The following is a 23,691-nucleotide window of genomic DNA, read 5'->3' on the forward strand; positions in this document are numbered from 1 at the left end:
TCAATTTTGTGTCACAGGCCGCGGAGAGGTACCCAAGAGGCCCAAGGGGGCTGACTCGAAATCAGCTAGGCGGGTCAAACCGTGCGTGGGTTCGAATCCCACCTTCTCCGCCATTCTAATAACCATTAAGTAATTCATAAACCTTCTACATAGATCTATGTAGAAGGTTTTTTTGTTTTCCCATTTATGGATTATATAGATAAATTAGTCCTAAATAATCTTGAAATCTATGACACTCATCGGAAGATAGTAAGACTTAATACCTAAATTTTTGTATCTAATTACTCATATTGATAATATAATAGAAATTATGGCAAGTTAAAATTTAGGAGGAATAAGACGTGTTTGAAATTCTTGGTTTGATTTTTTTAATAATATCACTCTATTTGTTTGTAGCCATCATCAATCCATCAGTATTTCTAAAGTTTATAAAGAAACCGTTTTCTCGTAGTAAAACAGCGCTATTTGCGGTCATTTCATTAGTATTGTTTATTGTGTGCATCATTTCTTCAGTTCCTGATGATGTGAAAAAGGAAATTAAAGATGGTACTACTGTAGCAATTGCAAATGAAGATGCTAAAGCGAAAAAAGAGGCTGAGGCAAAAGCTAAGGTAGCAACCGAAGAAAAAGCTAAGGCGGAAGCTAGTGCAAAAGAGGAAGCTGACGCAAAAGCAAAAGAAGAAGCTGACGCAAAAGCAAAAGAAGAAGCTGAAAAGAAGGCTATAGCAGATAAAAAGAAAGCCGAAGAGGAAGCTATTGCAAAACAAGCGGCAGAAGAAGCTGCGAAAGGTAAAGGGAAAATTTTCGAATCTGCTGCAGAGTTCAAAACAGCATTTAATCGTGCAGCAGTAGAGTTTCAATCGGAACTAAAAATCGATGACATAGTAGTAAGCGATGGAGAAGCCCAAGATGCGTTTAATGTTATGTTAAATGATTATATTGCTCTTATCGGTAGCGTTAACAAAGACGATAAGACAGTACGAGACTTGACGATGATTGGACAAGGCGACGGTACTACAGCATCTGGAGCAGATATAATTTTTACAATGGGAATGCTTATGACTGCTGCGGACCCTACCATTACTGCAGATGAAAGAGGAAATCTTTTGGCTAAACTTGGACTAATGGGGGAAGATGTTGATCTCTCAACATTGGACGAAGAGGTAGAGTTTAATGAAATACGTTACAGCATCATGTATTTGGACACAATGGGCATGATGTTCTCCGTCTCAGATGCAAATGAAACGGAGTAGAGCAGAAATCAAAAGATGATGTGATCATAGACGAAAATCTCATTTTTTTGTTTTTCAAATTGCAATAAACTAGTTCATCCACTAAACGGAGATAAATATAACAAAATTTAAAAAGTGTATATAAATCTTATTATGTATTTAGTTGAAAAATAGATTGAGAGGAAGAAATGTCATGAAAATATTGAAGTCATTATTGCTTATTTCTATGCTGGTAACGTTAATAATATTTCCTACGAATGTTTTTGCTGGAAAGTCGATTGAAATAATAGTTGATAGGGAAAAACTAAACTTTAATGTTCCCCCAATAATTCAGGAAGGCACTACATTAGTACCGTTCAGAACGATATTTGAAAAACTTGGTTTTAGTATTACTTGGGACCAAGAAACGCAATCGATTGTGGGTAATAAAAGTGACTTAAATATTCAATTAAAAATTGGCAATAAAACTGCAACAATAAATGGAAAATCAGCAAGTCTTGAAGTCGCACCAACTATAATTAATGGAAGTACTTTTGTACCATTGCGATTTATTGGAGAAAGTGCAAACGGAGATGTTTATTGGGATGGTGATAAGAGAGTAATTACAATTTATACAATTATAGAATTAAAACTTAAGAATGCAGTACTTGATAATGATGTAAATAAAGTAAAAGAGCTATTGAAACAAGGTGCAGACCCCGATTACGTTGACTATTTAGGTATGACCCCATTAGAGTGGGCAATACCAGATAATAGTGATGTAGTTGAGGCATTGCTTGAAGGTGGAGCAGACCCAAATAAAAAGAATGAGCTAGGAAACTCCCCCTTACATCTAGCTATTATATACACTAACCCTCAGGCCGTTAAATTATTGATTGACGCTAAAGCTGACTTAAACGTTACAGATGCCTATGGAATTACCCCTCTTGATTCTGCAAAAAATAAGATAAATGTAGTTGATAGCAAATACAAGCCAGAAGTACAAGAGATAATAGATATAATATCAAAATCGCAAAACTATGGCAGTATTAGATTTGATGGAATGATATATGAAGGTGATTTGCTGGATGGTGTTCCGAATGGTAAAGGTATTTACACTATGGATGATGGATCAAAATACGAGGGTGAGATTAGAAATGGTAAGCCTGATATTCATGGGAAATTCACATTGTCAGATGGAACTTATTATGAAGGGCAACATGTAAAAGGTGTGTTAGAAGGTCAAGGTACCTTCGTTATGACTGATAAGAGCAAATATGTTGGACAGTTCAAAAATGGTAAGTTTAACGGATTTGGTACTATGTACGCCCCCTCAGGTAGCATTGTTATGCAAGGAGAGTTTAAGGATGGATATTTGATTAGAGCAACAACAACGTCAACAGGAAATACAAATAATAATACTAATTCTGACCTGAGCGGGACGCCCACTACAAAAGATGAGTTGAAGGAGTACCTTAAAAATAATTTTGGCGAATTGAATACATCGTTAGGTACAACTAAATTTACATTTGATATTTACGAAAACAATACAGTATTGTTTGCTTATGATTATTGGATAATGGTCAAATATGAATCAAGCTTCTTTTATGATGTAAAATATAGCAATAAAATTACTTCTGACGTAAGAGCCCAAGTAAAACAAGAATTAAAAGACCATCAAGAACGTATAGGTAGGGCGGTTGTCCAGGCTATGCCGAGTAAGAAATTCGACGGTGGGTATTATGACTCCTGGTATAGATACCCTAATATAAAAGTTGATTTAATAACTAGACGTTATTTTAGTTGGAATAATTACGAGGGTACAATAATAAGTAGCTATGAGGAAACCAAGCCATCATCATTTAAATGGGAAACAAGTATTGATGATGAATTATAAGAATTGTGTAAGTCTAAGACAAATGATAAACAAAGTTTAAAGAAAAGAAATTGAGACAAACATCTATCTGACTGCTAAAATAGGCTTTTTGAAAGCCAAAGTAAAAGCAAATCCTTTACCGATAGGTAGAGGGTTTGTTTTTTTACAACTCGACTACAGTTTCCTTCATTGTATAGATAGGCCATTTATGGTACATTAGCGGTATTATTTGGAATGATATTCCTAGAGTGGACTGCTTAAATACTTGAATAACAATGGGGAGGAATCACTTTGTCAGAGGTTAAAATTTCGATAGATTATGAGCAATTCGAGGCAGATGTAAAGATTGTAGCTTTAATAGAGCAACTCGCAAATAGTGAAGCAAGCGCGACGTTAGAAAGTCTTATTATTGGTGACTGGGGCGGAGCATACGAGAACGACTCTAGTGAGGTCGTTGAAGCACTTGTCCGATTAAATGCTAGTTTTCCGAAGCTTCGTAGCTTATTTATAGGGGATATGTCTTACGAGGAATGTGAGGTGTCGTGGATTAATCAATCTAATTTAGCGCCGCTACTCACTGCTTATCCTGAACTAACGTCACTTACGATTAAGGGAAGTACAGGACTTGAACTTGAGCCAGCACAACATGAGAAGTTAGAACAATTAAGTATTATTTGCGGAGGACTAGGTAAAGATGTACTTTCTAGTATTCAAAATGGTAGTTTTCCGCGCTTGAAGAAACTGGAGTTATATCTGGGTGTTGAGGATTATGGATTCGATGGAGAGCTTTCTGACATCCTTCCATTAATTGAACCTGGAAAATTCCCTGAGCTAGTGTACTTGGGCCTTAAAGACAGCCAAATTCAAGATGAAATTGCAATCGCTGTTGCGGATGCTCCTATATTAGATCAGTTGCACACGCTTGATTTGTCGATGGGTACGTTATCAGATGAAGGAGCAGAGATACTCATTAAAAGCAGTAAGATTAAGGGTCTTAAAAGCTTGGATTTAAGCTATCACTATATGTCTGATGAAATGGTAGAACGTTGGAAACAAACAGGTTTGAATGTTGATGTTAGTGATCAACAAAAAAATGATGATGATGACGAGGATTATCGGTATCCTTCATTAACGGAATAACAATGAACGAGATGATTTTGATCGGTAATGGGGGTAATCGCAGAACGATGGGGCTTCAGTCTGCTAAGCTGAAGCTTGGTCTGCCGCCCGCATTAGAATTGAATTATATAGATTTATTACAAGGTAACTCTTCATTAACTTCATTTATAGATGCGCACAACGTTGATAAAAGCTCAAAGCCGCTGCTGCGGCTGGACGCACCAGGTGAGAACTTCGAAGTAGAACGAATGCTGATTGCTAATGGCGCACCAGATGCTCTCAACTACGATGATGATTTATCGCCTTCATACGGTGTGAAGTATCCGCAACCTATATCAAGGAAAAATGCACTCATAATGCATGAACAACGGGGACGGCTCTATCATCCCTCACAGTGGTTTAGAGGATATAAGAGGTTATTGGCACAACTTTCGCGTGAAGCCAAAGGTTTGTGGGAGGAGCCGAACTGGATGAATGCACCTCAGGACATAGCCATTATGTTTGATAAACGAGCAACGTATAATGTGTTGTCTAGTGCTGGTATACCAATGCCTAGGAGGCTTGGTGAGCCTGAGGCTATTACTGATTATGACGTATTACGTGAGCTTATGAAGACACGCAGAATGCCACGTATCTTTCTTAAGCAAGCTTCGGGATCTGGTGCATGTGGTGTTATGGCCTATCAGATTAACCCTCAAACAGGGGCTGAGATTGCCATTACGACTATTGGTGTAGAAAATTATATGGCGAAACCGCCCCTATATTATAATGTGAAGCGACTTCAACGTTATACTGATCGCTCGACAATTCGTCAGATCATTAATTGGCTTCTTAGTCATGGGGCGCATGCGGAGCAATGGGTGGCGAAAGCTTCTTTTCAAGAACGTGTTTTCGATATAAGACAATTAGTTGTTAATGGTAGTTCATGTCATAGTGTGGCTAGAGTTAGTTCAACACCGATAACGAATCTCCATTTGCAAAGTACAAGAATGAGTTTCGATGATGTAGGACTTTCCCAAGAAGCGCAGATTGGTATAAGGCAGTGTGCAGAGCGAACGCTGCAAGCATTCCCTAAATCTAGTGTAGCAGGAATAGACATTGCTTTGAGCGCAGGAGCGGGTCAGCCTTATGTATTAGATGTAAATCCATTTGGCGATTTACTTTATGAGGTTAGTTATGAAGGCTACAATACGTACGAGTGGGAAATGAAGCAAATTGCAGCTCAGCAGAAAGCTATTGGCAAGAGGGAGATTGTGCAATGATTAATATGAATGAAATTGTGGGAAGTCATGATATTCTCATGATTACATTAGATACTTTGCGGTATGATGTTGCCCTCCTGGAAGAGGGAAATTGTCCACATTTATGCGGAGACGGACCATGGGAGAAACGACATTCGCCAGGAAGTTTTACTTATGCGGCTCACCATGCTTTTTTCGGGGGATTTTTACCGACACCAGCAAATACAAATAAATCCGAACATGTTCGGTTGTTTCACTCCAAAAATACCGGGTTCAAAACGCACCCGCATACGTGGTTATTTGATACACCAGATATCGTATCAGGGCTTGCGCAAGAAGGGTATCGAACAATATGTATTGGCGGCGTTATTTTTTTCAGCAAAAAGGTTCCATTGGCAAAGGTGCTCCCTTCCTATTTTCAAGAGAGCTACTGGAGGATGACGTTTGGTGTAACAAACCCACGTTCCACTGAGCATCAAGTTAACCATGCGATTCAGTTATTGGATAGGGCTGACGCAAGCCAGCGTTTGTTTATGTTTTTGAACGTATCAGCGATGCATGGTCCCAATCATTATTTTGTACCTGGCGCCAAACGAGATTCTATAGAAACTCAACGTGCAGCACTACGGTATGTGGATGGAGAGCTGGGCAGGTTGTTTCAGACGATGAAGCAGCGGGAACGCCCTGTATTTTGTATGGTTTTTTCAGATCATGGCACAGCATATGGTGAAGATGGTTACGAGGGTCATCGGCTAGCTCATGAGGTTGTTTGGAACGTTCCTTATCGACACTTTATAGTATAGACGCTTAGAAGAAACTTCGGAAAGGATGAGTGAGCCGATGAATAATGTAGATTCCTCCTATTCCGTTAACAGGATTGAAGATGAGGCAAAACTTCGCAAGTGGAAAGAAGATTTACTTTCAGAACCGTATCGCTCTTATCTATATTCTTACCCGCACAAAATGTCCTATCGAAAATTAGAGAACGCACTGCCGCTAGCAGATTTGTGGAGAAAAGAAGCGGTAGATACGTTTTTTCTATATATGCACATACCATTCTGCAGCGCACGATGCGGATTTTGTAACTTATTTACCCTTCCAGATAAGCGGTCTAATGTACATGAACAATATGTTGATGCATTAGAACGACAAGCAAAACAATGGGCACCTTTTATAAGCGGAAAGCCCATCGCCAGATTTGCTATTGGAGGCGGGACACCAACGCTGCTCCAATCTGATCAGTTAGATCGTTTATTTCGTATAGCGGAAGATACGATGGGATTGGTACCTGGACAAGCGTCTATTTCGGTGGAAACATCACCAGAGACGGTAACAAACGAGCGAATGCTCGTATTGAAGGGTAGAGGTGTAGACCGCGTTAGTATGGGCATTCAGAGCTTCGTGGAAGCTGAAGCCGCTGCTATTTACCGTCCTCAGAAACCACTTGAGGTGGAGCGGGCGCTTGAGCAATTGAAGCTACATAACTTCCCCATTCTCAATTTAGATTTAATTTATGGCTTGCCAGGGCAGACGATTGACTCTTGGTTGTATTCATTGGATCGTGCATTATCGTACCAACCGGAAGAAATATTTTTATATCCACTTTATACACGAGAGCACACAATCGTAAAGCCTGGTCATATGAAAGAAATTGGAATCGATAATCGGATGGAACTGTATGTTGCAGCACGTGACAGACTTCTTGCTGAGGGTTATGTACAGTCGTCTATGAGAAGATTTGCAAAACCAGAAGTGAGCTTGGATAAAAAGCTGCTACCTTATAGTTGCCAAGAGGAAGGGATGCTTGGTCTCGGCTGTGGTGCCCGTTCTTATACAGCTGACGTACATTATGCAACACGATATGGAGTAAGCCGCAGTGCTACTGAAAGTATTATTGCTGATTATGTGGCAACATCTGATTATACAACAACGGATTACGGGTTTATTTTAAATAGGGAAGAGCGCAAGCGGAGGTTTGTTCTGAAGGCAATATTGCATGCGGAGGGTCTTGAGCTGAGTTCATATGTGGAGAGGTTCGGCACTAATCCACTGGAAGATCAGCCTGATTTAAATAGGTTGCTACTCACTAGACTAGCAATACTGGAATCCGGTGTACTCAGACTTACAGAAGAGGGATTAGCATACTCAGATTCAATTGGGGATTGGCTCATTTCTCCTGAGGTGCGAAGTCTTATGGAAAGTTTCGTGCTGGCATGAAGGCCACAATTTACTTCCGTGGGAGCTTAACCTCCTGCAATTATGACTGCCCCTATTGCCCATTTAGCAAAAATAAAGATAGTGCAGAGACGTTAGCTAAAGATCGTGCACAAATTGAAGCTTTTGTAGAGTGGGCTAGGGAACAAGCGGGGATTGGCAATCACTCGTTATCAATCTTCTTTAACCCCTATGGCGAAGGTCTTACTCATCGATGGTATCGTAAGGCAATAACGGAATTATCGCATATGGAACATGTGAGCAAAGTTGCAATTCAAACTAATCTATCTGGCAGATTAGATTGGACATCAGAGTTGAATAAAGATAAAGCAACGTTTTGGGTTACTTATCATCCAGGTCAGGTGTCTGAAGATAAATTTCTTGAGCAATGTAACAAGTTATATGAGCAAGGGATTTCGTTTAGCGTTGGATCGGTAGGTTTAATTTCTGCATTTCAACCTTTATTATCACTACGCAAGGCTCTTCCAAAAGACGTCTATATGTGGGTGAATGCATACAAAGATAGACCGAACTATTATGTTGAAGAGGATATTGTTTTTCTGCAAAATATTGACCCGCACTTTCAAATAAATGCTTTGGACTATATTAGTAAGGGTAAATCATGTGATGCAGGGTATGATGTTTTCTATGTGTTAGGCGATGGACGTGTTAAACGTTGCTATAAGGATCGACAAGTCATTGGGAATTTATATCGAGATGGACTAGAAGGTTTGTCAAAACGCCGTACATGCCGTATGAATTGTTGTGATTGTTATATTGGCTACATTCATATGCCGGAGCTACAGCTTGAACAAGTGTATGGAGATAAAATGATTGAACGCATTGCAATTACACGATTGAAGTAATGACAATAAATAACTAATGCATAAAAATAAGCAGGGTTCAATAAAATACTCCTGTAGTTGAAATTTCTACTATAGGGAGGGATTTCTGTGTCGTGGTATACAAAGGTCTTGAAAGACTACGTAACATTTACGGGTAGAGCAAGACGTAAGGAATATTGGTTATTCGTACTAGTCAACGCTATTATAGGTACTTTGTTGTATTCACTCACATTCATTAGTGAAAGTTTAGTGTTCTTATATTGGATTTATGGGATTGCAGTGTTCTTACCTTCATTAGCAGTGTTAGTGCGCAGATTGCACGACACTAACCGAAGTGGATGGTGGTTCTTAATCAATTTTGTGCCATTTGTAGGTTGGATTGTACTGTTAGTGTTTCTCTGCCTTGATGGCAGCCCTGGTACAAATGAATATGGTGAAGATCCAAAAGGATCAGCTAGTCAATACTAGAAGAGGTACATAGAAAGGCTACCCCAGCTAAAGTAGAAACTTTACGCGGGGGTAGCCTATTTAATTTATTTTATGTACTAGTCCTTTTATTGCTAAATAGCTTAACATTGATTAGTGAGTATGCTGTCATTTTGGTTGCTATTTATAGTATTGCATTGTTTCTTCCTACACTAGCAGTGACGGTACGTAGACTTCATGATACAGGCCGCAGCGGTTTGTGGTATCTCATAAGTTTTGTACCATTCGTGGGCGGAATCATATTGCTTGTGCTCACTATTCTCGAAGGAGAAAGCGGCATTAACAATTATGGACCAGATCCAAAGGTATTTTCTCAGTACTAATACATAAAATCAGATTATTAGAAAAACGATCTCTTTATATGAGGTCGTTTTTTATTTTATAAAAGAAGACAAAGGAATATGCTCGTTGTTATGAAAAAGAAAAGAGGGCTCTCGCGAGCCCTCTTTCTTGACGGTGACGTTGATGGATTAAAGTATCATTCGCACTACAAGCATTGTGAAAACATAGAGATGAACATTCGTCATACGGAAATTATCGGCCATAAGCGTCATGAAAACCTAATGAGCACAAATATTTAAGATACGTTCGCACGTTCTCTAGAATATATGCTCGAATGTGTGTTACAGACAAGTGTCTTTAGCACAACCCCTCGCTTCTATACTGAGTGTTAGAAATGAAGTACTTGAAGATCCTTGCACCGAATAGGCCAACGGAACCACACCTCTCTATCACCGTCACAATTAGAATGGCCAGAATGATGTGCTCTTATACATTGTCTTTAAAAATTATTTCGGCATCTTCTTCCACTTGCGCTCATGGTTCGTCGTATCTGGGAATCGTTGTCCCTTTTCAAGATGAACTTTTTTCGGATTTTGGATACCCATGTGAAAAGAATTGACGCCATCTTCAATATACGTGCCGTCATTTGGCGCTTTGTCGCCTGGAGAGAATAATGTGAACTCGCCCATATGCTGCACCTCCGTTTAAATAGTGGAGCGAACACTGTATTCGTCAGCATTCCTCCAAGGTTTAGTATGGGCAACAGTTCGCGCTGTCATGATTAGCAGATTACGGATGAAGCGGGTAGACACTTGTCATGGGCATTCAAATTTGATATAGTATAGAGATGCGAGTGAAAGCTCGTTCCTTGCTCCAGTTATGGGGCCGTTAGTCCAAAAGGAGGTGAAACAATATGCGCAAATATGAAGTAATGTACATTATTAATCCAAACGTTGAGCAAGAAAACGTTCAAGCTCTCGTTGAGAAATTTAATGGCGTTATCTCCAACGGTGGAGAGGTTACGAAAACAAACGTAATCGGCAAACGTCGTCTTGCGTATGAGATCAACAAACTTCGTGATGGTTACTTCGTTCTGGTACATTTCAACGCAACGACTGAAGTTGTGAATGAACTTGATCGCATCATGAAGATTGCGGACGAAGTTATTCGTTCGTTGATCGTTAGAGACGTAGCTTAATCCACTTAGGATTTTTCAATGGGGAGGTCGAAAAAATGTTGAACCGTGTTATTTTGATTGGCAGATTGACGAAAGACCCAGAGCTTCGTTATACACCTGCTGGAGTTGCAGTTACGCAATTCACTTTAGCCGTGGACCGACCGTTTACGTCGGGTCAAGGAGAAAAGGAAGCGGATTTCATACCAGTAGTCACTTGGCGTCAACTTGCAGAAACCTGTGCTAACTACTTGCGCAAAGGCCGTTTAACGGCAGTTGAAGGTCGCATTCAAGTTCGTAACTACGAGAACAACGAAGGAAAACGTGTGTATGTAACGGAAGTTATTGCAGACAATGTCCGGTTCTTGGAGTCGAATCGTGAAGGCGGAGCACCACGCGAGGATAATGGTGGCAGTGGGTATAACAGCAATGCGGGCAGCTATGGTGGTGGAGGCAGTAATGCTTCTAATAACGGTGGCGGGAACAGCGGCGGTAACCGATCGAATAATTCAAGGAACGACAGTGATCCTTTCAAGGATGACGGACGCCCAATTGATATTTCTGAAGATGACTTGCCATTTTAATTTTTGAACGAAAGGATGGATTTCAATGAGCTTCAAGCAAAGAGAAAGCGGCGACGATCGTCCAGAACGCAAATTCAGCGGACGTAAAGGCGGACGCAACAAACGTCGTAAAGTTTGTTTCTTCACTGTTAACAAAATCTCTAACATTGATTATAAAGACACTGATTTGCTGAAAAAGTTTATTAGCGAGCGCGGCAAAATTTTGCCACGTCGTGTAACTGGAACAAGCGCTAAGTACCAACGCGCTTTGACAATTGCAATTAAACGTTCACGTCAAATTGCATTGCTTCCTTACACAACTGAATAGGTTGTTAGGTAGTAATAGGAAAAGGACCTCTTCGCGGAGGTCCTTTTTTGGTTGAGTTCCTATTTTAATGGCTCGTACTTAATACCTTTCATCACATCTAAAAATATAGGTCTAGCCTCTTTCAGTTCATCATCCCGAAAGGAAAGCATCACAGTATATGCTGATTCTTTGTATTCAACTTTGAAATAATCACTCCACCTACCACCCTCATCTTTACTTCCAGCGTATTCTTTGTATTGTACTAGTTCTTCATCCCATATAGGTTTTTCAGGTAAAGCTAAGTGATCTTCAGTTAAAATAAGAAATTCTGAAGTGCCACTTTGTAACTTATAAGTAATGCCTTCATAGATTTTGACTTGTTTCATCTGGGGAGGCATATAAAATCCAAGATCACTGTAAGTTGATCGCATCCATTGAGAGGATTCCTCTTTTCCTTGAATCGTAATTTTTTTAACCTCTGTGCCATCATATTCTTCTATATTCGTTAATTGCACTGTAGCTGAAGGAATAGGACTAGGTGATTCTGGTGAAGGACTGGCTGTAGCTGGTGTTGGACTTGGGGTCATCTTCGGGGTAGTGATTAATGACTCTGCGGGAGAAGGATTGTTATTGGATTCTTTTGGGGAATTATCCGTAGAATTGTTTGTACAAGCTGTAATTAGACTTATGCTGACAACTAAAATGGAAATCAATCGAATAAGTTTGATCATCATGTCCACCACCTATTTCTAAAAATTGTTATAATAGTATGACGTATACAATTTTATTTTTGTTGCAAGTGGATAAATGTTTTCGTTAATGAAACGAGGATGTTTGAAAAAACTGCTATTCATGGTTTAGCAACTATCGAAAAAAATGATACAAAACGAATTGAATCAATTTTATGAGTATAAAAAAGATCGCTTATTCAGTTTTAGATGAATAGCGATCTTTTTATGTCGATTTGTTAATCACATTTTTTGCGAGTACCTTTAAAAGTAGCCGTTCTAAAGCTAGCTCCACAACCACAAGTAGCTTTGGCATTTGGATTATCAATAGTAAAGCCACCGGTCATTCCTTGATTCATATAGTCAATTGTTATACCCTCTAAATACTCTTCAGTACGATTGTCCCAAACAACTTTAAAATTGTCATTTTGAGTGAATTTATCAAACTCTGAAATGGAATCATCTAATTTGATATTATAGGACAATCCGCTACAACCACCATCGTCTATTCCAACTCTAAGAAATAGGTTTTTGTCGTTATTTTCGATAATCATTTGATCTATGATCGATTTTGCCTTGTCGCTTATTTCAATCATCTTGTATTCACCTCTACTTACTACTTAATTTCAGCTTCGTAACGGTTACTAACTTCGTTCCAATTAACAACATTCCAGAAAGCTGCGATGTAGTCAGGGCGTTTGTTTTGGTAGTTCAGGTAGTAAGCGTGCTCCCAAACATCAAGACCTAGAATAGGGGTTTTACCTTCCATTATTGGACTATCCTGATTGGGCAAGCTATAAACTTCGATTTCTCCATTAGCGATAGCTAGGAATGCCCAACCGCTACCAAAACGAGTTGTTGCTGCTTTAGCAAATTCAGCTTTGAAGTTATCGAAACTACCGAATTTGTGATCGATTGCTGCTGCAAGTGCACCAGTTGGAGTGCCACCAGCATTAGGTCCGATTGTTTCCCAGAATAAGCTATGGTTAGCGTGCCCGCCACCATTGTTGCGAACAGCAGTACGGATTGCTTCAGGAACGCTATCAAGGTTAGCTATAAGATCTTCAACGGATTTGGATTGAAGCTCAGGCGCTGATTCCAAAGCAACGTTAAGGTTTGTTACGTAAGTATTGTGATGACGATCATGATGAATTTCCATAGTCAAAGCATCAATATGAGGTTCAAGAGCATTTTTTGCATAAGGCAATTCAGGTAATTTATGTGACATAATAATTCCTCCATTAGATAAATAGTGTGCTTTCATATTCAATATACTCCACTCTAGAAACATATTCAACATAAATATATAAAAAGTATAATATTTGTTGACAAACGTTTTATAGTCTCTTCATAATGAAGATATCAGGGATCAAATTGTTAAGATCGAAGAGGGGATATAATGGAGTACATCGAGATTTCATCAAAGCCACCGAAAGATCAACCCCTTCGTTATCTTCGTCCAGAACTAAAGTTTTTCGGACTGGACCCATTGGTGGAACAAATGAAGCTTGACGAGCTTCAAGCCAGAGCATACTTTGATGCAAGCAAATAGTAAGGGAAGGAATGATACAGAGATGAAACTAGTAGGGTTATCAGGGGCTTTAGCAGGTTCAAAAACAGCTAAGGTAGTTCATGATATATTGATTTGTGCAAAAGATATTCAACCAGACATACAGACGGAGCTGGTAGATCTCAAAGATTATGACATAGATTTTGTACGGGGGACACCCCTTCAATACTATAATAAAGACACGATAGAAGTAGTAAATAAGCTATTATTCGCAGATTTACTCGTGATTGGAACTCCAATATACCAAGCCTCGATAACAGGGGCTTTAAAAAATGTATTAGATCATTTACCAATGAATGCATTTAAAGAAAAGGTAGCGGGTATAGTAACTTTAGGTGGATCAGACAAGCATTTTCTTGTTGCAGAACATCAGTTAAAGCCTATTTTAACTTTTTTAAAAGCTACGGTACCTGTCGGCAATGTTTTTGTGCATAATGATTTGTTTGATGAAAATAAAGAAATATCTAATCCTGATTATTACAGACGAATTAAGAAATTAGCTGAAGAGATGGTATTTCTTCAAAACTCTTTAACTAATCGCTAAATGAAAAGTGCTAACGAAAAATAGTTTTGTTTTCGTTAGCACTTTTATTGAATCGCTTGATAAGACAATATACTATGAAAATGTTATGATTACAGTATTCATTTATAGTAAAACAGATAGAAATGATTGTTCAGGATGGTGATTATAGATGGCAATGATAGAACAAGAGCAGCTTTCGACAAGAGAGTATATTTTGCAGCTTCTTAAAACGAAGGGCGCTTTAAGTACAAAGGATCTTACAGATGAACTTGGCATAACAGTTATGGCTGTTAGAAGGCATATTCAATCTTTAGAAAAAGATAACCTCATTACTCCTAAAACGATAAGACAATCTATGGGTAGGCCGACTGCAGTGTACACGCTAACCGAGCAAGCAGAGGGCTTCTTTCCACGAAAGTATCATACTTTAACATTAGAGTTATTAGGTGAGCTTGAGGATCATTTTGGTGAAGATGCGGTTGAAAAGCTCTTTGAAGGGCGTAAAAATAAAATGCTTAAAAAATACGACGCAAGCATGCAAGGGAAAGAGATTTCTGATCGAGTAGCAACGCTTGCAGACATTCAAAATGAGAACGGGTATATGGCCCAGTGGGAGCAGGTCAATGAAGAAGAGTATTTGATCAAAGAGCATAACTGTCCGATTGAGCAGGTTGCAGTAAAATATCAGCATGCTTGCCAATACGAACTAGAGCTGTTTGAATCTTTGTTAGGGGATGCGGAAGTTTCGAGAACAGATTGTCTTGCCAAAGGTGGACAAAGATGCACCTATTCCATCAAAAAAAGAAAAGAGTAAAAATAGCGAGACACCAGCGGCGTCTCGCTATTTTTGTCTAACCAAGTTGATTTATAACTTCATATTACTACTATGTCCTGGTGAAAGTTTAGCAGTAGGATCTATATACACTTTAGCATTATTGATTGCAGTAGGTGCTTCTCCAAAACCGACAGCTATAAGCTTCAGTTTTCCAGGGTAGGTCGTAATATCACCAGCTGCAAATATGCCAGGAATAGTAGTCTCCATTCGAGTATCAACAATAATAGATCCATTTTGAACCTCAAAACCCCATTCTGATATAGGCCCAAGAGATGAAATAAAGCCAAAATTTACGATAAGTGCATCACAAGGAAGATTTTTTGTCTCACCTGTTTTATTAAAAGTAATCGTAATTTCCTCAATTTGTTCTTCACCATGAAGTTCGGTAATTTCAGCTGGTGTCACGATATTAACCTTAGATTTCATTAAATTCTCTACACTATGCTCATGAGCGCGGAACTTGTCTCGTCTATGAATGAGAGTGACCTCTTTGGCGATAGGCTCGAGCATAAGTGCCCAATCTACAGCAGAATCACCACCACCGTTGATGACAACTCGTTGTCCTGCATAATGGTTTAGATCTTTAACAAAGTAATGAAGGTTTGTTTTTTCAAAACGACTAGCCTCTGTAAGATCTAACCGACGTGGTTCAAAAGCTCCAACGCCTCCAGTAATAATGACGGACTTACTATAATGAGTAGCTTTATCCGTCACGATTTCGAAGTGACGTTCATCCTTTTTGATTACTTGTTGAACCTTTTCCTCTAAGCAAACTTGTACTGGGAATAGGCTCATCTGTTCTGTTAAATTATGAATAAGCTGTGCTGCTGTTACTTTAGGAAATCCGGCAATATCATATATGTACTTTTCCGGATAAAGAGCGATGGGCTGACCGCCAAGCTCAGGCATACTATCAATAATTTTGACACTTGCTTGACGCATACCCGCATAAAAGGCTGCGAACATCCCAGCAGGACCACCACCAATAATGGTTATATCTGTTATTCGATCTAGTTGCTTGGTTGTCATAAACAGTTGTCTCCCTTAATTATATATATTATATATTAATGTATAATAACATTATCTTAGAATGAACAGAGTGTCAATGTGCTCATTGATCGTTCTAACAACCAAGATTCATCGTGATGGTACCCCAATTAAGTTTGGTAACGGTATTGCCTTGTGCATCCAACCGAGGGATTAAAGGACCCCCAAAAAAGCGCTGATTCACAAGTAGATTAATCTACCGATGAGTCAGCGCCAATGTGCTTAGAAAGTGTATTGGTGTATCGTTTACCCAACTAAAATATGATCTTCTGGGTAGCCGATTTTGTTCGTTTTCTTATTTTGCGTCAAGGCAAATGCGAGTGTAAGTGGACCAAGACGTCCGATAAACATCGTTATGATAACGATAATTTTGCCTGCTGGTGATAAGTCAGCTGTAAGTCCTACAGATAGGCCTGTTGTACTGAAGGCAGAAGTAGCTTCGAATAACACGGCTAGGAAGTTATCTTCTGCTACATTTTCAGTTAAAGTGAGCAGGAAGGTTACGATTAATACAAAAGCTAATGAGCTCATGACTACCGCAAGTGCACGCATGACGCTTTCCTGAGATATTTTACGCTGAAACGCATGAATCTGTCCGCCGCCACGGAAGGTTGTAATTGTAGCCAATATCAATATAACTAGTGTGTTCGTTTTGATACCGCCTCCGGTTCCGCCTGAAGCAGCTCCGATAAACATCAATATGATGAGCACAAATTGGGAGACAGCGAGCATACTTCCAATATCAATGGTATTATAGCCAGCACTTCGCGGTGTAAAGCTTTGGAAGATGGATGCCATAATACGTTCCCATAAGCTCAAATGTCCATAGGTCGCGCTATTCCAGCTTTCTAGAAGAAATAACAATATAAATCCTATTAGTCCTAGAATAGCTGAAGCTAACAATACGACCTTGGAATGGAGAGAAAGTTTCTTCCACGATCGTTTCCGGAGAATATCAACGATAACAATATAACCAAGTCCACCGACAACAAACAGAATAATGATGGTGAAGTTGACGACAGGATCGCCTACAAATTGGCTTAATCCATCCGGCCATAAGGCAAATCCAGCATTGTTGAATGATGATATAGAGTGGAACAAGGCGTAATAAGCAGCCTGACCAAGCCCCATTTCGTCTTTCCAGTGGAGTGTCAAAATAAGTGTGGCCAGCGATTCTAATACGAACACAATAAGAACCACATAAAGCGATAGTCGAACGAGTCCCTGCGCCGATGTTGACTGAGTAGTTTGCTGAATAATTAACCGCTGCCTTAGTCCGATTTTCTTACCGAGTAGAATGGCGACCATAACGCCGAGTGTCATGAAGCCAATCCCACCGATTTGGATAAGGATCATAATGATGACTTGCCCAGCAGTGGAATAGACTGATCCTGTGTCCACAACAACAAGACCGTTTACACATACAGCAGAAACGGAAGTGAATAAGGCGTTAAGCAAACCTACAGATTCACCACTGCTGGCGGAAAACGGCATGTTGAGCAAAATAGCTCCAACCCAGATCAGGATAAAGAAAACGATAGTTATGAGCTGAGGTGGGCTTATTTTATTTTTTAATTTAGTGACTATGGATTCTAATAAGGATTGCTTCTTACGTTTATGATGACTAATTGCGTTCATAATCATCCTCTAGTTCGCGGATATCATCATTGCTTCCTATAATAAGTAGGATATCACCAGTATGAATGACATCATCTGCTTTAGGTGAAATATTGATATCTTGGCCAGTCTTGATTGCCATAATCGTACAGCCGTATCTGGCTCTAATATTAAGGTTCTTCAAACTAAGTCCATTCATAGCAGGTGGAGCTAAAATCTCTGACAAATTGTAGTCAGGTGACAATTCGATATAGTCAATGAGGTTATCAGAGCTAAGCTGATTACCGAGCCTAATACCCATATCACGTTCAGGGTAAATGACGGTATCTGCTCCGATCTTCTCTAGCACTTTGCCATGCATTTCGTTACGAGCTTTTGCTGTAACTTTAGGAACCTTCAATTCTTTTAATAGAAGAGTTGTAAGAATGCTAGCTTGTAAATCTTCACCGATAGCTACAATTGCATGTGTGAAGTTGCCTGCACCAAGCTCTCGGAGCACTTGCTCATCCGTACAATCAGCTTGAAGGGTATGCGTTGCGATAGAGGACATTTCTTGTACTAATTGTTCGCTTTTATCAACGGCCAGCACTTCGTGACCGTTCTCAATTAATGTTCGTGTTAAACTAGAGCCAAATCGCCCTAGACCGATGACGATAAACTGTTTTTTCATAGGATCACATCCTGATAAGAGTAGGGATAAATACACGTAATAATAGTAATTGCTTTGATGTGTTACATGATAGGAGACTATACGTTATTTGTCAAAGAATATCTGCTCTTGTTCGATATTTTTATGAATGATTTTCACATATTCACGAGGTAAAAATGGTGAGTACTGCTCGATACTCCTATTCATATGGTATGACTCGGTCTTTTTCATACGAAATGAGCTATCTGTAACAGGAGGCCACATAAAGTAGGTAAGCCGTTTTTGCTGCATTTCAGTATGGAGCATGAGTCCAAGACCGACTATAAAGAGGAAAATAAATATACTAATTGCGATCTTTGTTCGCAGCATGAGAAATCACTCCTTTGTTAAAGAGTAATCCCCTTTCGAGCGTCATTTCATTCTTGCGAACGCCTGATTTATTTTGACAATTCACCTGTTGAACGATATAATTGACTAGATTTTAACGCTAATATCATATTAATCTTTATCGGAGGAGCCTGCCAACAGCGGGCTCTTTTTGCGTTTTTTTGGGCTTTCGAAGTAAAAAGTTGTAAACGGTCTCTTTTTTTCTCGATGCTTGTATCGCTTATATTTGGGAAATACTGTTGTTGAAATATGGATTACGTTATAGGAGGTAGCATCTGTGTCTTTGCTTCATCTCGTCATTATTTTACCTTTTTTATTCGCTATTGGAGTGCCGTTACTGCATAAGCTTATGCCACGGGTTCATACGGGTTGGTTTATTTTGCCTGCACCTGTAGTTGTATTCGCCTATATGCTTAGTTTAATTCCAACGATTAAAGAAGAAGGAGGATTGTATGCCTCAATTCCTTGGATACCATCGCTTGGTATAAATGTTCAAGTTTACGCTGATGGGCTTGGGCTACTCTTTTCACTCTTAATATCGGGAATCGGGTCGCTTGTTATTCTGTATTCAATCTTTTACCTCGATAAGACGAAGGAAAAGCTACAACATTTCTACGTTTATCTGATGTTATTTATGGGTGCTATGCTAGGGCTTGTACTATCCGATAATGTAATGGTGCTATACGGCTTCTGGGAACTTACGAGTATTTCTTCGTTCTTGCTTATTGCGTTTTGGCATGAGAGGGAGAAGTCCAGATACGGGGCGTTAAAATCATTAGTTATTACGGTTAGTGGTGGACTCGCGATGTTTGCAGGTTTCGCTATGCTATATGTCATTTCAGGTACATTCAGCATTAGAGAGATGATTAGCGAAGGTGCTGCAATTGCTCAGCACGGCTTGTTCATTCCTGCGATGGTACTAGTTCTTTTAGGTGCTTTTACGAAATCTGCTCAATTCCCATTCCATATTTGGTTGCCGGATGCGATGGAGGCTCCAACACCTGTAAGTGCGTATCTTCATTCCGCAACGATGGTAAAGGCGGGAATCTATTTGGTTGCGCGTATGAGCCCGATCTTTGCAGGAGAAGCGCTCTGGTTATGGCTTGTATCAGGAATAGGATTGTTGACTCTGATCTACGGTTCGTATCGTGCGATGAAACAGCTCGATCTAAAAGCTATGCTCGCATTTTCTACGATAAGCCAACTTGGTCTTATTATGAGTTTGTTCGGACTCGGTTCCGCTGCCTCTCTATATGTAGGAACAGATCAAGCAGACTTTTATAGTAAAGCGACTTTGGCGGCTATCTTTCATCTGATTAACCATGCGATATTCAAAGGTGCGTTGTTTATGGTTGTCGGTATCGTCGATCATGAGACAGGTACACGTGATATAAGGAAACTCGGCGGCTTAATGGCTGTTATGCCGATTACGTTTACAATCGCAGTTATCGGTTCGTTCTCGATGGCGGGTATTCCGCCGTTTAACGGCTTCCTCAGTAAAGAGATGTTCTTTACTGCGGTACTCAACATTACAGAGATGAATGTGTTTAGTATGGACACTTGGGGTCCGTTGTTCCCAATAGTGGCTTGGATTGCAAGCATATTTACTTTCGTATACAGCATGTTGCTTGTGTTCCGGACATTTGGCGGCAAGCCCCAATTCGAGAAGTTAGCCAAAAAACCACATGAAGCACCAATGGGTATGTTGCTTTCTCCAATTGTATTAGCTTCCTTAGCGGTCGTATTTGGGCTATTCCCAAATATTCTTTCGTATTCGCTTATCGAACCTGCGATGGCGGCTGTTCATCCGAATTTATTAGGTCCGGGCGAGCAATTCCTTGTTCACATAGAAATGTGGCATGGATGGAAGATGGAAATATTCATGACGATAGGTGTTGTATTAATCGGTATCACTCTGTTCCTTGTGCACCGTAAAGTAGCTTTATTACATTCGCCGTTGTTTAGTAGTGTGTCGCTTAATAAAAGCTATGACGTTGGCTTAAAGTTAATGGATCGAGGGTCTAAATCGCTCACTGGGCGCTATATGACGGGATCGATTCGTCACTATTTGATCTATATCTTTGTTTTCCTAGTCGTAGCAATTAGTGTGACGATGTTCACTCAAGGTGGATTCTATCTGGACACGACTGGTTTTGCAGACACTTCATTTTATGAGGGTATCCTTATTATTGCATTGATTTTGTCTGCTATTGCTGTACCGTTCGCCAATTCACGATTGATGGCGATCATCTTGACGGGTGTATCGGGATATATGGTTACATTGTTTTTCGTCATCTTCCGTGCGCCTGATCTTGCCCTTACTCAGATGATTGTGGAGACAGTTTCTGTGGCGTTGTTCCTACTCTGTTTCTACCACCTACCTAAGTTGAAGAAAGAAATAGTAGCTTTGCGCTTTAAGCTAGGAAATTTGATCATCGCGCTAAGTGTAGGTACGGTCATGACGTTAATCGCATTAAGTGCGAGCAGCAGCCGTTCCTTTGAATCTATTTCTCATTATTTCCTGGAAAATAGTTATAAGCTAGCGGGCGGTAAAAACGTCGTTAATGTCATCCTTGTTGACTTCCGTGGCTTCGATACGATGCTGGAAATCGTAGTTCTCGGTGTCGCATCTTTCGGTATTTATGCTCTTATTAGAGTGAAGCTGAAGGGCGACGAAGTGGAGGGTGCATTGACGCCTAGAGCAACAGAGATTGTGGATTCGATTTATGGCTCAAAGAGCAATGACGTTATTTTGCAAACGGTAGCTAAGATCGCCATTGTTATTATATTGTGTTTCTCGCTCTACCTGTTATACATGGGGCATCATAACCCTGGCGGCGGCTTTATTGGCGCATTGATGGCTTCATCAGCGCTTCTGCTAATGGCAATGTCATTCGGTATGGAGTCAGTGCACCGTCTTATTCCGATTAACTTTAGAGCGTTGACGGCAGTTGGGATAGCTATAGCCTTACTGACTGGTATGGGCTCATTCGTATTCGATGCGCCGTTCTTAAGCCATGCGTTCGACTATTTCCAAATACCATTGCTTGGCGAGCTGGAGCTTGCGACAGCGACCTTGTTTGACCTTGGCGTTTATTTAACGGTCATCGGTGTAACGATGACGATTATCTTTACGATTGGGAGGGATCAATAGAATGGAACTCTATATGTCCTTAGCGATCGGCGTATTGTTTACGGTAGGGGTATACCTCATCTTATCGAAGAGCTTGCTCCGTATTATTTTGGGAACATCATTCCTGACTCATGGAGTGCACTTATTGCTACTAACGATGTCGCGGCTTAAGACGGGTGCAGCACCTTTACTGGGGGAGAAGGCAGAATCTTACGTTGATCCGTTGCCTCAAGCACTAATCTTGACCTCAATCGTTATTAGCTTTGGAGTAACTTCCTTCTTCTTCGTTCTTGCTTATAAGGCTTATCAAAAGCTTGGAACGGACGATATGGAGCAGTTAAGGGGGAAAGAAGATGAATAATTTACTCGTTTTGCCGCTTCTAATCCCTTTGTGTACGGCTGTTCTGCTCGTATTTCTAAAAGAACGCATTATCATCCAGAGATGGATTAGTGCGATTAGTAGTCTATTGAATGTGGCAGTTGCCGGATTGATCTTGTATCAAGTGAAAACAGATGGTATCCAAACGTTGTATATGAGTGGCTGGGTGCCGCCGTATGGCATTGTGTTTGTAGCGGATATGCTTGCTGCGGTGCTTGTTCTGACGACGGCTATTATTGGATCGTTTTGTTTGTTTTATTCTTTCAGAAGTATCGATACTGAACGGGAGCGCCATTATTATTACCCGCTATTTCAATTTCTGCTTGTCGGAGTAAGTGGTTCGTTCTTGACTGGCGATATATTCAACCTGTTCGTCTGTTTCGAAGTCATGCTCATTTCTTCTTATGCACTGATCGTGCTTGGGGGTACGAGACTACAGCTTCGGGAATCGCTTAAATATATTCTCATTAACATCTTATCGTCCGCGCTATTTGTAGCAGCAGTTGCTTATCTTTATGGCGTGACTGGGGCGTTAAATATGGCAGATCTAGCTGTAAAGGTTGCGGAAGCGGGACAAGGGGGCGTACTTAACGTTATCGCCATGTTGTTTATGATCGTATTTGCGCTTAAAGCCGGACTATTTCTATTTTTCTGGTTGCCAGGTTCTTATAGTGCACCTCCAACAGCGATTACAGCAATATTTGGAGCGCTTTTAACAAAGGTAGGGCTTTATGCGTTATTGCGTACATTTACACTTATTTTCTATCACGATCAGCATATAACTCATAGCTGGATTGGCTGGATGGCAGGAGCAACGATGGTACTAGGTGCAATCGGCGCTTTAGCTTATAAGGATATTCCACGGATTCTGAACTACAATGTCATTATTAGTGTAGGATTTATTGCTTTCGGACTAGCGGCTGCAAATAAAGATGCTTTCGATGGGGCAGTTTTCTATCTATTGCATGACATGGTTGCTAAGGCATTACTCTTTATACTCGGAGGCATCATTATCGCTAAGGCGGGTTCGAACAAACTGGAGGATATGGGCGGTTTGATTAAGCGATATCCGTATCTTGGCTGGATGTTCTTCGTTACAGCGTTAGCCATTGCCGGTATTCCGCCGCTAAGTGGCTTTGCAGGCAAACTAATGATCATAAGGGGCGGCATTGCAGCTGAAAAATATGTATTGGTGGCTATATCGTTAGCTTCAAGCTTTATCGTGCTATATTCTTTGATTCGTATTTTTATGGCGGCATTTTTTGGCGAAGAGCGGAGTGTACAGAATCATAGTGGTGAAGGAGGAAAACTTCCTCAAGCTGAAGATCAAGTTAAAGTTCGGCAAGCAGGAATTACGGGACTACTTCTACCGGGAGCGGGATTGCTAGCTATTGTCATCTTTATGGGTATAGGAGCGGAGTGGATCTACTCCTTCGTTCAAGTTGCCGGAAACACGCTCTTTGATCCCACCATCTATATCGATGCTGTACTAAAGGAGTAGATGA

The 23,691-nt window shown here is 40.2% G+C and carries 26 protein-coding genes and 1 tRNA gene; 19 read left to right on the top strand and 8 right to left on the bottom strand.

Annotation, left to right across the window (positions count from 1 at the left end; all coding sequences use genetic code 11):
* Positions 1-22: 22 nt before the first annotated feature.
* From I6N90_RS16075 to I6N90_RS16120, 10 genes are all read left to right on the top strand, one after another.
* A tRNA-Ser gene (locus I6N90_RS16075) sits at positions 23-113 on the top strand.
* 228 nt (positions 114-341) lie between these two features.
* Entirely contained in the window at positions 342-1,253 is a 912-nt protein-coding gene (locus I6N90_RS16080) for a hypothetical protein (RefSeq protein WP_197936659.1), read from the top strand.
* 172 nt (positions 1,254-1,425) lie between these two features.
* Positions 1,426-3,108 (top strand): stalk domain-containing protein, encoded by a 1,683-nt coding sequence (locus I6N90_RS16085; RefSeq protein ID WP_197936660.1) that lies wholly within the window; start codon positions 1,426-1,428, stop codon positions 3,106-3,108.
* A 270-nt stretch (positions 3,109-3,378) separates the two neighbouring features.
* Positions 3,379-4,227 carry an STM4015 family protein gene (locus I6N90_RS16090; protein WP_197936661.1) on the top strand — a complete coding sequence of 283 codons (849 nt, stop codon included), beginning with the start codon at positions 3,379-3,381 and terminating at the stop codon, positions 4,225-4,227.
* 2 nt (positions 4,228-4,229) lie between these two features.
* Entirely contained in the window at positions 4,230-5,468 is a 1,239-nt protein-coding gene (locus I6N90_RS16095) for an STM4014 family protein (protein ID WP_197936662.1), read from the top strand.
* The gene (locus I6N90_RS16100) at positions 5,465-6,250 is read left to right on the top strand and encodes an STM4013/SEN3800 family hydrolase (RefSeq protein ID WP_197936663.1); all 786 of its coding nucleotides are present in this window, start codon (positions 5,465-5,467) and stop codon (positions 6,248-6,250) included. Before I6N90_RS16095 ends, I6N90_RS16100 begins: the two co-directional genes overlap by 4 nt.
* A 37-nt stretch (positions 6,251-6,287) precedes the next feature.
* The gene (locus I6N90_RS16105; protein WP_232243058.1) at positions 6,288-7,664 is read left to right on the top strand and encodes an STM4012 family radical SAM protein; all 1,377 of its coding nucleotides are present in this window, start codon (positions 6,288-6,290) and stop codon (positions 7,662-7,664) included.
* Complete coding sequence (locus I6N90_RS16110) at positions 7,661-8,527, top strand: STM4011 family radical SAM protein (RefSeq protein ID WP_197936665.1); 867 nt, start codon at positions 7,661-7,663, stop codon at positions 8,525-8,527. The genes I6N90_RS16105 and I6N90_RS16110 overlap by 4 nt, the downstream gene beginning before the upstream one ends.
* Before the next feature lie 87 nt (positions 8,528-8,614).
* On the top strand, positions 8,615-8,974 hold the full coding sequence (locus I6N90_RS16115) for a DUF805 domain-containing protein (RefSeq protein ID WP_197936666.1): 360 nt from the start codon (positions 8,615-8,617) through the stop codon (positions 8,972-8,974).
* The gene (locus I6N90_RS16120; protein ID WP_197937162.1) at positions 8,968-9,315 is read left to right on the top strand and encodes a DUF805 domain-containing protein; all 348 of its coding nucleotides are present in this window, start codon (positions 8,968-8,970) and stop codon (positions 9,313-9,315) included. Before I6N90_RS16115 ends, I6N90_RS16120 begins: the two co-directional genes overlap by 7 nt.
* Positions 9,316-9,780: 465 nt before the next feature.
* On the opposite strand, the gene I6N90_RS16125 is transcribed toward I6N90_RS16120, so the two are convergent.
* The gene (locus I6N90_RS16125) at positions 9,781-9,963 is read right to left on the bottom strand and encodes a YjzC family protein (RefSeq protein WP_197936667.1); all 183 of its coding nucleotides are present in this window, start codon (positions 9,961-9,963) and stop codon (positions 9,781-9,783) included.
* A 224-nt stretch (positions 9,964-10,187) separates the two neighbouring features.
* On the opposite strand from I6N90_RS16125, the gene rpsF reads away from it, so the two are divergent.
* From rpsF to rpsR, 3 genes are read left to right on the top strand one after another with little or no spacing between them, the layout of a single operon-like run.
* Positions 10,188-10,472 (top strand): 30S ribosomal protein S6, encoded by a 285-nt coding sequence (rpsF, locus tag I6N90_RS16130; protein WP_197936668.1) that lies wholly within the window; start codon positions 10,188-10,190, stop codon positions 10,470-10,472.
* 35 nt (positions 10,473-10,507) lie between these two features.
* A complete protein-coding gene (gene ssb, locus I6N90_RS16135) occupies positions 10,508-11,032 on the top strand; it encodes a single-stranded DNA-binding protein (RefSeq protein WP_197936669.1) in 525 nt (174 codons plus the stop codon).
* Between the two features lie 25 nt (positions 11,033-11,057).
* Positions 11,058-11,339, top strand: a complete 282-nt coding sequence (gene rpsR, locus I6N90_RS16140) for a 30S ribosomal protein S18 (protein WP_197936670.1) — start codon at positions 11,058-11,060, stop codon at positions 11,337-11,339.
* 59 nt (positions 11,340-11,398) lie between these two features.
* On the opposite strand, the gene I6N90_RS16145 is transcribed toward rpsR, so the two are convergent.
* The 3 genes from I6N90_RS16145 to I6N90_RS16155 form a co-directional block, all read right to left on the bottom strand.
* Complete coding sequence (locus I6N90_RS16145; protein WP_232243060.1) at positions 11,399-12,052, bottom strand: hypothetical protein; 654 nt, start codon at positions 12,050-12,052, stop codon at positions 11,399-11,401.
* A 233-nt stretch (positions 12,053-12,285) separates the two neighbouring features.
* A complete protein-coding gene (locus I6N90_RS16150) occupies positions 12,286-12,642 on the bottom strand; it encodes a HesB/IscA family protein (protein ID WP_197936672.1) in 357 nt (118 codons plus the stop codon).
* A 20-nt stretch (positions 12,643-12,662) separates the two neighbouring features.
* Entirely contained in the window at positions 12,663-13,274 is a 612-nt protein-coding gene (locus I6N90_RS16155; protein WP_232243061.1) for a superoxide dismutase, read from the bottom strand.
* Between the two features lie 171 nt (positions 13,275-13,445).
* On the opposite strand from I6N90_RS16155, the gene I6N90_RS16160 reads away from it, so the two are divergent.
* From I6N90_RS16160 to I6N90_RS16170, 3 genes are all read left to right on the top strand, one after another.
* Entirely contained in the window at positions 13,446-13,598 is a 153-nt protein-coding gene (locus I6N90_RS16160; RefSeq protein WP_197936673.1) for a riboflavin kinase, read from the top strand.
* 22 nt (positions 13,599-13,620) lie between these two features.
* Positions 13,621-14,160, top strand: a complete 540-nt coding sequence (locus I6N90_RS16165) for an NADPH-dependent FMN reductase (protein WP_197937166.1) — start codon at positions 13,621-13,623, stop codon at positions 14,158-14,160.
* A 148-nt stretch (positions 14,161-14,308) separates the two neighbouring features.
* Positions 14,309-14,953, top strand: a complete 645-nt coding sequence (locus I6N90_RS16170; RefSeq protein ID WP_332262466.1) for a helix-turn-helix transcriptional regulator — start codon at positions 14,309-14,311, stop codon at positions 14,951-14,953.
* Positions 14,954-15,004: 51 nt separating this feature from the next.
* Here the strand turns inward: I6N90_RS16170 and I6N90_RS16175 are convergent, their stop codons facing one another.
* The 4 genes from I6N90_RS16175 to I6N90_RS16190 form a co-directional block, all read right to left on the bottom strand.
* A complete protein-coding gene (locus tag I6N90_RS16175; protein ID WP_197936674.1) occupies positions 15,005-16,003 on the bottom strand; it encodes an NAD(P)/FAD-dependent oxidoreductase in 999 nt (332 codons plus the stop codon).
* 264 nt (positions 16,004-16,267) lie between these two features.
* On the bottom strand, positions 16,268-17,659 hold the full coding sequence (locus tag I6N90_RS16180; protein ID WP_197936675.1) for a TrkH family potassium uptake protein: 1,392 nt from the start codon (positions 17,657-17,659) through the stop codon (positions 16,268-16,270).
* Positions 17,646-18,308, bottom strand: a complete 663-nt coding sequence (locus tag I6N90_RS16185; RefSeq protein WP_197936676.1) for a potassium channel family protein — start codon at positions 18,306-18,308, stop codon at positions 17,646-17,648. Before I6N90_RS16185 ends, I6N90_RS16180 begins: the two co-directional genes overlap by 14 nt.
* An 84-nt stretch (positions 18,309-18,392) precedes the next feature.
* Positions 18,393-18,656 (bottom strand): hypothetical protein, encoded by a 264-nt coding sequence (locus tag I6N90_RS16190; protein WP_197936677.1) that lies wholly within the window; start codon positions 18,654-18,656, stop codon positions 18,393-18,395.
* A gap of 295 nt (positions 18,657-18,951) precedes the next feature.
* Here I6N90_RS16190 and I6N90_RS16195 point away from each other — a divergent pair, with 295 nt between their 5' ends.
* The 3 genes from I6N90_RS16195 to I6N90_RS16205 are packed head-to-tail and all read left to right on the top strand — an operon-like array spanning position 18,952 to position 23,687.
* Positions 18,952-21,828 (top strand): Na+/H+ antiporter subunit A, encoded by a 2,877-nt coding sequence (locus tag I6N90_RS16195; protein ID WP_197936678.1) that lies wholly within the window; start codon positions 18,952-18,954, stop codon positions 21,826-21,828.
* 1 nt (position 21,829) lies between these two features.
* Positions 21,830-22,168: a Na(+)/H(+) antiporter subunit C gene (locus I6N90_RS16200; protein ID WP_197936679.1), complete on the top strand. Its 339-nt coding sequence runs from the start codon at positions 21,830-21,832 to the stop codon at positions 22,166-22,168.
* Positions 22,161-23,687 carry a Na+/H+ antiporter subunit D gene (locus I6N90_RS16205; RefSeq protein WP_197936680.1) on the top strand — a complete coding sequence of 509 codons (1,527 nt, stop codon included), beginning with the start codon at positions 22,161-22,163 and terminating at the stop codon, positions 23,685-23,687. The genes I6N90_RS16200 and I6N90_RS16205 overlap by 8 nt, the downstream gene beginning before the upstream one ends.
* Positions 23,688-23,691 lie beyond the last annotated feature (4 nt).

Origin of the sequence: Paenibacillus sp. GSMTC-2017, assembly GCF_016019935.1 — a bacterium.
GTDB lineage: Bacteria > Bacillota > Bacilli > Paenibacillales > Paenibacillaceae > Pristimantibacillus.

Bases quoted from the DNA above. Each gene is read 5' to 3' on its own strand.
- I6N90_RS16200 (WP_197936679.1), top strand. From the start codon at position 21,830: ATGGAACTCTATATGTCCTTAGCGATCGGCGTATTGTTTACGGTAGGG.
- I6N90_RS16085 (WP_197936660.1), top strand. From the start codon at position 1,426: ATGAAAATATTGAAGTCATTATTGCTTATTTCTATGCTGGTAACGTTA.
- I6N90_RS16150 (WP_197936672.1), bottom strand. From the start codon at position 12,642: ATGATTGAAATAAGCGACAAGGCAAAATCGATCATAGATCAAATGATT.
- rpsF (WP_197936668.1), top strand. From the start codon at position 10,188: ATGCGCAAATATGAAGTAATGTACATTATTAATCCAAACGTTGAGCAA.
- I6N90_RS16100 (WP_197936663.1), top strand. From the start codon at position 5,465: ATGATTAATATGAATGAAATTGTGGGAAGTCATGATATTCTCATGATT.
- I6N90_RS16170 (WP_332262466.1), top strand. From the start codon at position 14,309: ATGGCAATGATAGAACAAGAGCAGCTTTCGACAAGAGAGTATATTTTG.
- I6N90_RS16180 (WP_197936675.1), bottom strand. From the start codon at position 17,659: ATGAACGCAATTAGTCATCATAAACGTAAGAAGCAATCCTTATTAGAA.
- I6N90_RS16110 (WP_197936665.1), top strand. From the start codon at position 7,661: ATGAAGGCCACAATTTACTTCCGTGGGAGCTTAACCTCCTGCAATTAT.
- I6N90_RS16105 (WP_232243058.1), top strand. From the start codon at position 6,288: ATGAATAATGTAGATTCCTCCTATTCCGTTAACAGGATTGAAGATGAG.
- ssb (WP_197936669.1), top strand. From the start codon at position 10,508: ATGTTGAACCGTGTTATTTTGATTGGCAGATTGACGAAAGACCCAGAG.
- I6N90_RS16190 (WP_197936677.1), bottom strand. From the start codon at position 18,656: ATGCTGCGAACAAAGATCGCAATTAGTATATTTATTTTCCTCTTTATA.
- I6N90_RS16165 (WP_197937166.1), top strand. From the start codon at position 13,621: ATGAAACTAGTAGGGTTATCAGGGGCTTTAGCAGGTTCAAAAACAGCT.
- I6N90_RS16160 (WP_197936673.1), top strand. From the start codon at position 13,446: ATGGAGTACATCGAGATTTCATCAAAGCCACCGAAAGATCAACCCCTT.
- I6N90_RS16155 (WP_232243061.1), bottom strand. From the start codon at position 13,274: ATGTCACATAAATTACCTGAATTGCCTTATGCAAAAAATGCTCTTGAA.
- I6N90_RS16205 (WP_197936680.1), top strand. From the start codon at position 22,161: ATGAATAATTTACTCGTTTTGCCGCTTCTAATCCCTTTGTGTACGGCT.
- I6N90_RS16185 (WP_197936676.1), bottom strand. From the start codon at position 18,308: ATGAAAAAACAGTTTATCGTCATCGGTCTAGGGCGATTTGGCTCTAGT.
- I6N90_RS16145 (WP_232243060.1), bottom strand. From the start codon at position 12,052: ATGATGATCAAACTTATTCGATTGATTTCCATTTTAGTTGTCAGCATA.
- I6N90_RS16125 (WP_197936667.1), bottom strand. From the start codon at position 9,963: ATGGGCGAGTTCACATTATTCTCTCCAGGCGACAAAGCGCCAAATGAC.
- rpsR (WP_197936670.1), top strand. From the start codon at position 11,058: ATGAGCTTCAAGCAAAGAGAAAGCGGCGACGATCGTCCAGAACGCAAA.
- I6N90_RS16095 (WP_197936662.1), top strand. From the start codon at position 4,230: ATGAACGAGATGATTTTGATCGGTAATGGGGGTAATCGCAGAACGATG.
- I6N90_RS16175 (WP_197936674.1), bottom strand. From the start codon at position 16,003: ATGACAACCAAGCAACTAGATCGAATAACAGATATAACCATTATTGGT.